Below are 12,785 nucleotides of genomic sequence, written 5' to 3'. Positions count from 1 at the left end.
GTCCCCGGCTGGGATTTCATCCATTTTGAATATTTCCCGATGTCTTCATCAGCTTTGAGCAAAATACCGAATGCAAACAAAATTATACTGACTATTAATACATCGGGAATTAAATCTTGCGTTTCACCATCCAAGAAGTTCCATATATATAAGAAGCCTATCCCTGTTCAGAACAGAAATAGGCTCCAATTCGTTATTATTTAGATAAAAGATCAATAATCTCTTCGTTTTCATAATCTTTAGCATAATCCAAAGCTGTCATTCCTTCTTCGTCCTTTATTGTGGTATCTGGATTATATCCTAGAAGTAACTCCACCATTTCGGAATCTTCAAAGCTTGATGCGTAGATCAAAGGTGTCGATTTCCAAGTATCGATCGTGTTAATGTCTGCTCCGTTTTCAAGCAAGAATTTTGCCGCCTCGGTATCTTCGGAACTAACTGCCCATTGAAGTGCAGTGGAACCATCTTCATCCTTTGCTTCAATATCTTCCCCTTCAGAAATCATTTTTTCCATTTCTTCAATATCCCCGATGTCTGCAGCTTCCATCAAAGGTGTAGCCCCTTCAATCTCATAATCCTCATAGATTCCGACCTCATCACTGAATATCCCCGACAACGCATCCATACTTGCTAACTTATAAATAGCCACTCCGACCCCTACAGGTAAAGCGATGAAGACAACGGCAGAAATGATCACCCCTGCTACAACCGTCCTCTTTTTCTCCTTCACCAATAAATGATCTTCCGGTGCTACCCAATGGTCAAGGGCATTTAGTCTTTTGGGGAGATGTGGATGAGAAGCCAGCTTCTCACTGAGCCAGGCAAAAAATCCGCTTTCTTCCCTGATTTGTTCAATAAATGCTTCCTTGTTTACCTTATGGGAAAGCTTCTTCCCGATTGCCAGCATCGTCAGCGCCTCTTTAGAAGCTTCCAGGTTTTTTGTATAAAAAGCAGCATATCGATCGCATGTATACTCGCAGGCCCTCAAATATGCTTCTCCCAAAAACGGGATATACATGGCCGGAAGGAGCAGAAAATGCACCAATACATGGCGGCGTTTCAAATGGGCAAATTCATGTACCAGCACAAATAGCAGCTCATCCTCTTTTCCTTCCTCGCTTAAATCAAAAATCTCCGAATACATAACAACCATATTTTTCCCGAAAAAACGGGTCGCAAAAGCATTCAAAACACCAGTGGCTTCCACCACGTAAATGGATGGCATTTTTTCCAGTCCCATTTCGTTTGCCACTTGGACCGCTTTTTCATAGATTTCCGGAAATTGTTTTTCACTTATTCGGACACCATTCCGCCGGATTGATGCCATCGAAAGAGCATGAGAAAAATAAGATATTAGAATAATTACCGCAATGATGATGATTCCGATTATCGAAAATAGCAACGATATGTATGCCAAAATAGAAAATAGCATGGTAAGTGCAAAATACCTATTTTCTTTCGGGTGTACAAGCTGGTGTCTTAATGTTTCTTCTTGAATCAAAAATGTTTCCCCCTAGTAATCTCTCTGTTTATAGTTAGTAAAGACTAAAAAAGTATAAAGGAATTAAAATATTATTAAAAGATGCAATTTTTCCCTTTATATGGTTTTAGATATTTTAATTGTTTCTTCACCAAAAGAAGTGGTTTAAGCTTTTAATTATCCGTTGATTCCCGCTCCAGGCGCTCGCTTTCCGCGGGCAGTCCGGGAGCCTCCTCGGCAAAGGGCACGCCTCCGGGACTTACACAGGATGTGTTGGCGTCGACGTAAGACATAAGGACGTGGCAGATCTTAGTCGACGTTCCGTTAACTGGCCTGCTTTTCCCGCAGGACGTTGAATCATCATCCATGAATAGGCACCGCACGAGAAAATGCGTATGCATTTTCGAGGAGTCTCGCATATCCTCGCCAATCAACTTTGTTGCAAAATTGACTGAGATATTACGTTAATCAATATTAAACCACCAGTTATGGTGAAGAACCTTTTAATTTTGTATATACATATCACAGGAAGGTAAATATTGCAATTCTTTTGTAAATTCAGTTATTTACCATGGAATTTCACATACTATAAGAGTAAAATAAAACCAATGACAGCTAGTGTATACATCTTGGTTATAGAGGAGTTATTGGTGGTATAGCAAGTACATAAGGCAGCTGAAAAGCTTCCTGATATCGGTTGTTTTTCACTTCGTTTTTGAAGTGAGTTAAAAATGAATAGGAGTGATTTTTTGAAACCTTCAACTAATCGCATGTTAACCCGTATTAAATCCGTTTATATGTTTATTAATGATAACGGTACGGTTTCTACTCAAGAGCTTGTGGAAGAATTTGGCATCACTCCCCGGACAATACAGCGCGATTTAAATGTGTTAGCTTATAACGACTTAGTACAAAGCCCAAGCCGAGGTTTGTGGACAACTACCAACAAACGGGTAAAAATATCATCTTAAAAAGAGTAAACTTGCTTTAAACCATAGAGAACTCCACCTAAGTAGTGTTTGTTAAAAAGAAATGAGGCGAATCCTTTTAAAGGATCCGCCTCAATTTTTATTCTTTTCCATATGATTTAAGAGCTTCAATTTCCTCATCCGTCAATTCCCGATATTGCCCAAGCTCCAACTCTTCGTCAAGCTGCAGGCTGCCCATTGAGAGTCTCTGTAAGTATATGACCCGTTTCCCGACAGCTTCAAACATCCGCTTTACCTGGTGAAACTTACCTTCTGTAATCGTGAGCTTAATATCAGAACGGATTCCGGACTTAAGAATCTCAAGTTTACCCGGCTTTGTCTGATAGCCATCATCCAAGGTAACCCCATTTTTAAAGGCTTGAATATCTTCTGCGCCGACTTCTCCGTCAATGACAGCGAAATATATTTTTGGTACGTGCTTTTTCGGTGATAACAGCTGGTGTGCAAGCTGCCCGTCATTGGTCAGCAATAATAATCCTTCCGTATCCTTATCAAGACGGCCTACTGGAAATGGTTCGAAAACGGCATCTTCAGGTTCCAGAATGTCAATCACCGTTTCTTGATAATTGTCTTCCGTTGCCGAGAGGATACCCTGGGGCTTGTTCATCATCAGATAGATAAACTCTTTGTATTCCACAGTCTCCCCATGCACGGTTACCAGGTCTTTCTCAGGATCAACATGTTCCTTCGCATCCTTTAACACCTTTTCATTAACGAGGACAGCGCCGGATTTGAGCAGTTTTTTTACTTCCTTCCTGCTACCATAACCTGTATTGGCTAGTAATTTGTCAATTCTCATATGGCCCTCCCAGATATGAAAAAACCTTGCTGCTTTGCTAAGCAGACAAGGCATTCTTTATGAATATCTTAAGCAATATCTTACACTTTTAGTTTTAATTTTCTTTGGAGCTTCTCGATGCGATTTCCGAATAGCCTATGGGCAAGCGTACTCTTTAATGAAAGAACCGCATATACAAGACCGCCAAACAACATGCAAAGCGCAGTAATTAAAACCGCCTGCCACCGGCCTTCAGAATCCAATATGAGAAACATAATGCTTTCCATTACCCAAACGACCAGCGCCATGATTCCCGAGAGAATAAAAATCAACATTGTTCTTTTTACAATAAGTTTATAGCTGTATTCGGTGAAGAAACGAATGAAATATAAATTCAGCAAACATGCAGCCAGATAGCCTAATGTTGTTGCATAAACAGCACCTGCTGTATCAAATAGCTTAATCAATGGAATATTTAAGCTTAATTTAATCAGCAATCCTACTAACAAGCCCAGCACTGTGAATTTTTGCTGATTAATCCCTTGTAACACGGCAGCTGATACGGAGAATAAAGCAAATAAAATGGCAGTTGGTGCGTATGTTGCCAGGATATTAGCCCCAAGCTGGTTGTGTCCATAAAATGCCGTATAAATAGGATCTGCAAGAATAGCCATTCCGATAACTGCTGGGATCGTGACAAATAATAATATTTGAAATGCTTGATCAAGCTGATGCCGGAATGCATTCATATCGCTGCTGACAAATGCACTGGTTACTGATGGTACAAGCGCCATCGAGAAAGCAGTTGCAAGCGTCATTGGGATAACTACAAGCTTTTGCGTATTAAAATTCAAAATACCAAAGGCCTGGGTCGTCGCGTCCCTATCCATTCCGATCGAAGCCATTGCCCTGCTAAAAGTAAGGTTGTCCACGAACTGGAAAAGCGGCATCGCAATAGCTACAAAGATAAATGGGATAGAAGAAAAGAAAATTTCCTTGTAAACTTCGATCAAGGAAATATCCACCGTTCCCTTATCGGCAGCCAATAGCTGATTTAAATATGGTTTTTGCTTTTTCCAATACAGTAAAAGGAAAGCTAAACCGCCTATCGCACCGATCGTTGCTGCAAAGGTAGCGACACTAACTGCTGTTACTATATCGCCATCTAAAATTTTTAAGACGACAAATGCTCCACTTAATAGGAAAATGATACGGACCAACTGTTCAATAACTTGCGAAACAGCAGTCGGCTTCATATCTTGATGTCCTTGAAAAAAACCGCGGATAATGCTCATGGCAGGCACGATAATTAGCGCAAAGCTGACTGCACGAATCACCGTCGTCAAATCTTCTTCAGAGAACTTTCCATAACTGCCCAAACTAGCCAATCCCGGCGCCATCGCATACATAAGTAAAAAGGCTAAAAAGCCCGTAACCACCATTAGCTTTAAACTGGATTTAAAAAGCTTTTGACTGACCGCATACTCTTCGATCGCATTATATTTCGAAACAGTTTTTGATACGGCAAGCGGCATCCCTGCCGTTGCTAAACTGATAAAGATTGTATATGGAATATACGAATATGAATAAAGTCCGGCTCCTTCTTCGCCTAACAATGCATCAAATGGAATGACATATAACAAACCCAGAACTTTAGATAATACCGAACCAAGGGTTAATATAAACGCCCCTCTTAAAACCTTAGATGACATACAATCCCTTCCTACCATTCAGTTGCATTCGCACGTTCTTAATCTTATCATAATTCATTCTATATCGGAAAAATAAATCTTAGAAATATATGGGCAGATAACCTGTAACAGACTTGGTTTTTTATTATGCTGCCGTTTACTATATAATGAAGAGATGAAAATCAGAAAAAGCGGTGATTAAAATGAAATATGATGTAATTGTGATCGGCGGCGGCCCTTCCGGATTGATGGCTTCGATAGCGGCCGGAGAAAAAGGGGCACAGGTGCTTCTGATTGATAAAGGAGAAAAACTTGGCAGAAAGCTTGCCATATCAGGCGGAGGGCGGTGTAATGTAACGAACCGTCTCTCGATTGACGAAATCATAAAACACATACCCGGCAACGGACGTTTTTTATACAGTGCTTTTTCGGAATTCAGCAATGAAGATATCATTGCCTTTTTCGAAAAGCTTGGCATTGAATTAAAGGAAGAAGATCACGGACGGATGTTTCCTGTCAATAATAAAGCGCAAAGCGTGGTTGATGCACTGATTAACCGGATGAAGGATTTAAAGGTTACCGTTTATACAAATTCTCCTGTTGCGGACGTATCATATGAAAACGGGAAAACGAGCGGCGTGCGTTTAAAGGATGGCCACTATTTTGAGACTGATTCTGTTGTCGTGGCAGTTGGCGGCAAGTCTGTTCCGCATACCGGCTCCACCGGCGATGGCTACGCTTGGGCAAAAAAAGCCGGACATACTATTACTGATCTATTCCCTACCGAAGTACCCGTGTTAAGCGATGAGCCATTTATTAAGCAGAAGACATTGCAGGGACTGTCACTCAGGGACGTATCATTGAGTGTATTGAATCCTAAAGGTAAGCCGCTGATCACTCATAAAATGGACATGATCTTTACCCATTTTGGGGTATCGGGACCCGCCGTATTGCGGTGCAGCCAATTCGTCGTGAAAGCGATGAAAAAGTGGAATCTGTCTCATGTAACGATGAAACTTGATGTCCTGCCTGATAAAAACAAGGAAAAGCTTTTTCAGGAAATCATTAAAGAGATTAAGGCGGAACCTAAAAAAGCTGTAAAAAACATTTTCAAAGGGATGTTGCAGGAGAGGTACCTTCATTTTCTTCTGGAAAGAAGCGGTATCGACCTTCAAGAACAAGGGAGCGCGATCTCGCATGATAAACTTCGTAAGTTCGCTGAGCTTTGCAAAGACTTTCATTTCACCGTTAATGGAACTCAGCCACTTGAGAAAGCTTTTGTCACCGGCGGAGGCGTGTCGGTGAAAGAAATCCACCCGAAGGAAATGGGCTCCAAATTAATGAATGGATTATATTTTTGCGGGGAAATTCTCGACATACACGGGTATACAGGCGGGTACAACATTACTTCCGCTCTTGTCACAGGCAGGCTCGCCGGGAAAAATGCAGCCTTATACAGCCGGAACGAAAAATAGCACGCTATCCGCGTGCTATCTTTATAAAATCCTATTATAAATCCATACTCAAATATCGCTCACCTGTATCCGGTGCGATACAAAGCACTCTTTTGCCTTTTCCTAAACGTTTTGCGATTTCAATTGAGGCATATATAGCGGCTCCTGCTGAAGGACCGACAAATATTCCTTCTTCACTCGCTAATCTTTTAAATGTATCAACTGCTTCCTCATCTGCTATTTGAATAATCTCGTCATAGACGTCTGTATTCAGTATGTTAGGAACAAATCCCGGACTCGTGCCTACCAGTTTATGAGGTCCAGGCTGGCCTCCTGATAATACAGGTGATCCTTTTGGTTCAACCACGGCAATGTATAAGCCAGGGATTTTCCCTTTTAAAGCTTCCCCGGTTCCGGTAATTGTTCCTCCCGTGCCAGCAGTTGCCACGAAAGCATCAAGCTGTCCATCCATCTGTTCGAAGATTTCCAGTGCTGTCGTACTCCGGTGAATATCAGCATTTGCTTTGTTTTCAAACTGCTGAGGAATGAAACTGCCCGGAATTTCACGCTGTAATTCAAGGGCTTTTTCAATCGCTCCTGGCATTTTCTTTTCGCTTGGCGTCAGCACAACTTCCGCACCATAAGCTTTTAAAATATTGATTCGTTCTTTTGTCATATTATCAGGCATAATCAAAATCGCCCGATAGCCTCTCGCTGCTGCGGTCATGGCCAAACCAATGCCCGTATTGCCGCTCGTCGGTTCAATGATCGTATCTCCTGGACCCAGCAGCCCTTCTTCCTCAGCCACCTTGATCATATTAAAAGCTGCGCGATCCTTTACACTTCCTGAGGGATTAAACATTTCGAGTTTTACATATACATCCGCTGCATTTTCAGGGACAAGCTTATTAAGTCGGACAACAGGCGTTTCCCCGATTAAATCTGTGATATTATTGACAACCTTCATTTTAAAAGATAACCTCCAATATTAGATAAAACGTGACTTCCGTACTAAGTATACAATGGTTTCTTGAAAGTTGCTTAGTTGTAAATCTGCAATGACCAGTTTTTTCACATTTATAACAAACTATTTAAAAAGGAGAGGCTTGTATGATTTGGCTTATGATTTTTCTACCGCTACTTATCGTCACTGCCCTAGCCCTATATTTAAATCGAAAAAATAAGATGGGGAACCCCCTGATATGTTTGAGGGAAAAAACGACAACGTTGAATCAGCAAAGGCTGAAGCACTGAAGGGGCCGTTCTGCGGAAATAGCAGCGTATAAAACATAAAGAAAACATTTCAACCATGATCATTGAAATGTTTTCTTTCATTATTTTTTATAAATGATCATTGCACTGAAACAGTAAATTTGTTCTTCTTCCTCTTCAGCGGTTGCCGCAACATTGTATTTAATATCGACAATCTGCTTATCACGGATGTCTTCAAGAAACGAATTCATCTCTTCCTCTAGATCCTTTTCATGCTCATAATCAAATAGCTTCACTTGAATCATGGCTTTCCCCTGCCCTTTTTACAAACAGGGTTGCCCCTAATCCTGAATTTTATACAAAAGTCGGACATAAATCAGGTTCCGGGCATATATTTTAATTTTCGGGCATATATCTTGGATTTCGGGCATATCCCAAATCTCGGGCATATTTCTAAAATTCGGGAGTTATCCAACATTCCGATCGTATCCATTCTATTTCAGGATTACTTTACAATCACTTCTCCATCCCAATTCATCATGCCTCCAACCATGTTGCGCACTTTATAGCCTTGTTCCTGCATGTAGTGACAAACATTCAGGCTTCTGCTTCCTGATCTACAGATGAAAATATATTCCTTATCTTTGTCAAAGTAATCAAGATTCTCGGGAATCGTACCCATCCGGATGTGCTTTGCTCCTTCGATCATCCCATACTCCACTTCCTCATCCTCGCGGACATCCACTAACTCGAGCTTTTCTCCTGCTTCCAGCTTTTCCTCTAATTCATCAGTTGTAATCGTTTTGATCTCTTCCATATGGGCACCTCATTACTTTAGAATTTCGTTCCTTCATTATAGCAATAACAACCGCTTCCACCAAACTTTTAACTCCACACAAAAACCTCCCTCATTATAAGGGAGGCTTCCATTTAGTTTGCCACAATATTGACGAGCTTGCCAGGTACGGCAATTACCTTGCGTACGGTTTTGCCGTCGATTTGTTCTTTGATCGTCTCATCATCCATTGCAATTTCCTCTAACTGCTCTTTCGTAATATCCGTTGGCACCATTAATTTCGTTTTGACTTTGCCATTGATTTGGATGACGATTTCGACTTCATTGTCGATCAGTTTTGCTTCGTCATAAGCCGGCCATGTTTCGTAAGAGATGCTTTCTTTATGGCCAAGCTTTTCCCAAAGCTCTTCGGTAATATGAGGAGCTACCGGGGAAAGCAATTTAGTAAACCCTTCGATATAAGCTTTCGGAAGCGTATCCGCTTTATAGGCCTCGTTGATGAATACCATCAACTGCGAAATCGCTGTATTGAACTTAAGCTCTTCATAGTTCTCGGTCACTTTTTTCACCGTTTGATGATACACTTTTTCCAATTTGCCGCTGTCATCGTTATCGACTACTTTAGAGGTAAGTGAGCCATCTTCCTCAATTAATAATCGCCATACACGGTCAAGGAAGCGGCGGGATCCATCAAGGCCGTTGGTCGACCAGGCAATCGAGGCATCCAATGGCCCCATGAACATTTCATAAAGGCGAAGCGTGTCTGCGCCGTGGCTTTCAACAACCTCATCAGGGTTTACGACATTGCCTTTTGACTTGCTCATTTTTTCATTGTTTTCCCCAAGAATCATCCCCTGGTTAAATAGCTTCTGGAAAGGTTCCTTCGTAGGAACAACGCCGATATCATATAAGAATTTATGCCAGAAACGGGCATACAATAAATGAAGGACAGCATGCTCTGCCCCGCCAATATAGATATCAACCGGAAGCCATTCTTTCAGTTTTTCATAATCGGCGATTGTCTCGGCGTTTTTCGGATCGATGTAGCGCAGGAAATACCAACTGCTGCCTGCCCATTGCGGCATCGTATTTGTCTCGCGACGCCCCCTGCGACCGTTTTCGTCCGTTACATTTACCCAATCCTCGATATTGGCTAGTGGAGATTCCCCTGTACCGGACGGTTTGATTTCGGTAGTTTTCGGAAGCAGCAACGGAAGATCTTCATCTTTTACTGCTTCCACACTGCCGTCTTCCCAGTGGATGATTGGAATCGGCTCCCCCCAGTATCGTTGGCGGCTGAAAAGCCAATCGCGCAGGCGGTAGGTAATTTTCTTTTCACCAATGCCTTGTTCGCTAAGCCATTCAATCATCGCCTTGATCGCTTCTTCTTTTTTCATTCCATCCAGGAAACCTGAGTTGACATGCTCGCCGTCACCGGAATAAGCTTCTGCTTCGATATTTCCTCCAGCAACGACTTCTTTGATTTCTATCCCGAATTTTTTCGCGAATTCATAATCCCGTTCATCATGGGCCGGAACCGCCATGATCGCTCCCGTTCCATAGCTCATTAATACATAGTCCGCAATCCAAATCGGAATGTTTTCCCCGTTAACCGGATTGATCGCATAAGCACCGGTGAATACGCCGGTTTTATCCTTTGCTAAATCAGTCCGTTCCAGCTCCGATTTATTTTTGACGGTTTGAACATAATCCTCTACCGCACGCTTTTGTTCCTTGGTCGTTATTTTATCAACAAAGGGATGTTCGGGAGAAAGCACGGTATACGTTGCACCAAATAGTGTGTCAGGACGAGTCGTGAATACGGTGAATGATTCATCGTGTCCGTCAATTGCAAACGTTACTTCAGCACCTTCAGAACGGCCGATCCAGTTTCTTTGCATATCCTTGATGCTTTCAGGCCAGTCAACCTCTTCCAGGTCGTCGAGCAAACGGTCTGCATACGCCGTAATCTTAAGCATCCATTGCTTCATCGGACGGCGTTCAACCGGATGGCCGCCGCGCTCGCTTTTTCCGTCGATGACTTCTTCGTTTGCCAAAACCGTCCCGAGTGCCGGGCACCAGTTAACCGGCACTTCGTCGATGTAAGCGAGGCCTTTTTCATATAATTTCAAGAAAATCCACTGGGTCCATTTATAATAGTCTGGATCTGTCGTATTGATTTCACGGTCCCAATCATAGGAGAAACCAAGCGACTTAATCTGGCGCCTGAATGTATTGATATTCTTCTCTGTGAATTCAGCCGGATCATTCCCAGTATCTAAGGCATACTGCTCTGCCGGCAACCCGAATGCATCCCAGCCCATCGGATGAAGCACTTTATAGCCTTGCATCCTCTTCATACGAGATAGTATATCGCTTGCCGTAAAGCCTTCCGGGTGTCCTACATGTAGGCCGGCACCGGATGGGTATGGAAACATATCAAGCGCATAGAATTTGCGTTTTCCCTTTTCTTCGCTTGTTTTGAAAGTCTTATAATTCTCCCAATATTTTTGCCATTTTTTTTCGATTTGCTGATGATCGAAACTCATAATGTTTTCCTCCTATTTTTCTTTAAGCATTTCCGGTTGTTTAAACCAATAAAAAAAAACCCTCATCCCAAAAAGGGACGAGAGGATTATGTATATCTTCCCGCGGTACCACCCAAATTGGCGACTTTGATATCGCCCCGCTCAAAATCCGTAACGTGGAAACTACGTTAAGCACTACTATGGTTCATGCTTAAAACTCAAAGGCGAGTTCACGACTGGTCCCGGTTGGCTTGCACCATTCGCCAACTCTCTGCACAGGAGCTAAATCGTTATTAATCCTTATCATCGTCATTTTGCAATTATGAGATTATATAATATTCTATTAAATTTCAGTCATAAAATCAATAGCCGTTAGCTAAGATTATAAACAGGTTCACAGTTATATATGCAGCCGCGGGAAAAAAAGTGTGTGATTTCCAATATTAAATCTTATTTTGCTTGTGAAATGATTCGATTTTCATCATTGGATCTCCTTAGCGAGCGGTCAAATAGGATCGTCGTCATGATCGCGACCACAAATAGAACCGACAAGACGCTGAACATCATGTCCATTCCATGGATGTCGACCAAAAAACCACCGAGCAATGGACCAATCATTCTTCCCGCTGTCGCCGTGCTGTTTACGACCCCCTGGTAGAAACCTTCTTTACCTTTTACAGCAAGCTCATTCGCTGCTGCAGGGACTGCTGGCCAAACAAACATCTCGCCAATGGTCAAAATCACCATAGCCGTTAGAAACCCGGCAAAACCATTGGCATTAGCGGCTACCGAGAAGGAAACAATAAAAATAAGCATTCCAACAATCAATTGAACCTTTAACGTTTTCGCAAACCATTTGATAGCCGCCGTTACAATCGGCTGGGCCAATACAATCAAAGCACCATTGATCGTCCAGAGAAGACTATATTGCTTAAGCGATATGCCGATTTCCTGAGTATAGGCAGCAATTGTCGATTGCCATTGAACATAACCGATCCAGCATAAAAAGTAGCCGATACAAAGGATAAACAAGGCGTTTAGCTTTGCACTGTTTTTCAAAGGTCTCTGTTCATTTAAGATGGATGTCTGACTGCCAGTCTCTCCATCCATTCCTTTAAAACCAAAAAAAGCAAGCAGCATGAATAGCAGATACAAACCTGTATTAGCGGCGAATATATACTCAAAGGATATGGAAGCAATTACCCCGCCTAATGCGGAACCTATGGCAACCCCGAGATTTTGGGCAACATATATGGCGTTAAAGGCTTTTCTTCCTCCTTCTTTCCAGCTCGTTCCAGCCATAGCAAAGATGGCCGGGAAAACGATTCCCGTACCAAAACCCGAGAGTGTCAAAAATACAATATAAGGGATCCATTCATGATTGACCGTCAAGCCTAGCGAAGAAACCAAGGTAATTACAATACCGGCAAGTGACGTTTTGTAACCGCCGATTTTATCAAATAAGCTCCCCCCGATAAGATTCCCGATAACACTTGCCAAGGCGTTCGCCATCAGCACAAGACCCGCTACTGACAATGATTTCCCAAGCTGATCATGAATGAAAATGGTATTCAAAGGCCATAAAAAAGAAGAAGCCGTTACATTTATAATCATTCCAATAATTAATATCCAAAATGAACGAGGCATGAAAAACTTCCTTTGCTTAAATTGTTTCGTTAACCTAAACAATTTTATGGTTTTTCATCCCCCACTGCAATATTTTTTTCTTAGGCTCTGTTAAATTCCATTGTTGATTTTCAAATGGTCATGGAATCTACCCGCTTTCCGTGGACGAACTGGCAAGCCTCCTCACTTGTACCTCGCTGCGGGGTCTTGCCAGCCCGTTTTTCCGCAGGA

General features: G+C 42.2%; 10 protein-coding genes and 1 other annotated feature. Of the genes, 2 read left to right on the top strand and 8 right to left on the bottom strand.

All coding sequences use genetic code 11. The features are described from left to right. Positions 1 to 196: 196 nt before the first annotated feature. Positions 197 to 1,501, bottom strand: a complete 1,305-nt coding sequence (locus D0463_RS01355) for a M48 family metallopeptidase (protein ID WP_254052684.1) — start codon at positions 1,499 to 1,501, stop codon at positions 197 to 199. 728 nt (positions 1,502 to 2,229) lie between these two features. Here D0463_RS01355 and D0463_RS01350 point away from each other — a divergent pair. Further along, entirely contained in the window at positions 2,230 to 2,451 is a 222-nt protein-coding gene (locus tag D0463_RS01350; RefSeq protein WP_117304269.1) for a DeoR family transcriptional regulator, read from the top strand. Between the two features lie 97 nt (positions 2,452 to 2,548). On the opposite strand, the gene D0463_RS01345 is transcribed toward D0463_RS01350, so the two are convergent. Further along, positions 2,549 to 3,268 carry a pseudouridine synthase gene (locus D0463_RS01345; RefSeq protein WP_117304267.1) on the bottom strand — a complete coding sequence of 240 codons (720 nt, stop codon included), beginning with the start codon at positions 3,266 to 3,268 and terminating at the stop codon, positions 2,549 to 2,551. Between the two features lie 80 nt (positions 3,269 to 3,348). Beyond that, on the bottom strand, positions 3,349 to 4,959 hold the full coding sequence (locus D0463_RS01340; RefSeq protein ID WP_117304265.1) for a putative polysaccharide biosynthesis protein: 1,611 nt from the start codon (positions 4,957 to 4,959) through the stop codon (positions 3,349 to 3,351). A gap of 182 nt (positions 4,960 to 5,141) precedes the next feature. Between D0463_RS01340 and D0463_RS01335 the strand changes: the two genes are divergently transcribed. Continuing rightward, on the top strand, positions 5,142 to 6,413 hold the full coding sequence (locus D0463_RS01335; RefSeq protein ID WP_117304263.1) for a BaiN/RdsA family NAD(P)/FAD-dependent oxidoreductase: 1,272 nt from the start codon (positions 5,142 to 5,144) through the stop codon (positions 6,411 to 6,413). A gap of 34 nt (positions 6,414 to 6,447) precedes the next feature. Here the strand turns inward: D0463_RS01335 and cysK are convergent, their stop codons facing one another. The 5 genes from cysK to D0463_RS01310 form a co-directional block, all read right to left on the bottom strand. After that, positions 6,448 to 7,359, bottom strand: coding sequence for a cysteine synthase A (cysK, locus tag D0463_RS01330; protein WP_117304261.1), 912 nt, complete (start codon positions 7,357 to 7,359; stop codon positions 6,448 to 6,450). A gap of 367 nt (positions 7,360 to 7,726) precedes the next feature. Continuing rightward, positions 7,727 to 7,909, bottom strand: coding sequence for a sporulation protein Cse60 (locus D0463_RS01325; RefSeq protein WP_117304258.1), 183 nt, complete (start codon positions 7,907 to 7,909; stop codon positions 7,727 to 7,729). A 200-nt stretch (positions 7,910 to 8,109) separates the two neighbouring features. After that, positions 8,110 to 8,421, bottom strand: a complete 312-nt coding sequence (locus D0463_RS01320; protein ID WP_117304256.1) for a rhodanese-like domain-containing protein — start codon at positions 8,419 to 8,421, stop codon at positions 8,110 to 8,112. Positions 8,422 to 8,534: 113 nt separating this feature from the next. Continuing rightward, on the bottom strand, positions 8,535 to 10,949 hold the full coding sequence (leuS, locus tag D0463_RS01315; RefSeq protein ID WP_117304254.1) for a leucine--tRNA ligase: 2,415 nt from the start codon (positions 10,947 to 10,949) through the stop codon (positions 8,535 to 8,537). 70 nt (positions 10,950 to 11,019) lie between these two features. Next, positions 11,020 to 11,244: a binding site (T-box leader), on the bottom strand. A gap of 134 nt (positions 11,245 to 11,378) precedes the next feature. Then, positions 11,379 to 12,575, bottom strand: a complete 1,197-nt coding sequence (locus tag D0463_RS01310) for an MDR family MFS transporter (protein ID WP_117304251.1) — start codon at positions 12,573 to 12,575, stop codon at positions 11,379 to 11,381. Positions 12,576 to 12,785 lie beyond the last annotated feature (210 nt).

The sequence above is a fragment of the Bacillus sp. V59.32b genome, from assembly GCF_003429085.1.
Lineage (GTDB): Bacteria > Bacillota > Bacilli > Bacillales > DSM-1321 > Peribacillus.
This window is presented reverse-complemented; position numbering and strand designations above follow the sequence as displayed.

Coding starts and splice junctions, on each gene's coding strand:
- D0463_RS01345 (WP_117304267.1), bottom strand. CDS start 3,268: ATGAGAATTGACAAATTACTAGCCAATACAGGTTATGGTAGCAGGAAG.
- D0463_RS01340 (WP_117304265.1), bottom strand. CDS start 4,959: ATGTCATCTAAGGTTTTAAGAGGGGCGTTTATATTAACCCTTGGTTCG.
- D0463_RS01335 (WP_117304263.1), top strand. CDS start 5,142: ATGAAATATGATGTAATTGTGATCGGCGGCGGCCCTTCCGGATTGATG.
- cysK (WP_117304261.1), bottom strand. CDS start 7,359: ATGAAGGTTGTCAATAATATCACAGATTTAATCGGGGAAACGCCTGTT.
- D0463_RS01325 (WP_117304258.1), bottom strand. CDS start 7,909: ATGATTCAAGTGAAGCTATTTGATTATGAGCATGAAAAGGATCTAGAG.
- D0463_RS01320 (WP_117304256.1), bottom strand. CDS start 8,421: ATGGAAGAGATCAAAACGATTACAACTGATGAATTAGAGGAAAAGCTG.
- leuS (WP_117304254.1), bottom strand. CDS start 10,949: ATGAGTTTCGATCATCAGCAAATCGAAAAAAAATGGCAAAAATATTGG.
- D0463_RS01310 (WP_117304251.1), bottom strand. CDS start 12,575: ATGCCTCGTTCATTTTGGATATTAATTATTGGAATGATTATAAATGTA.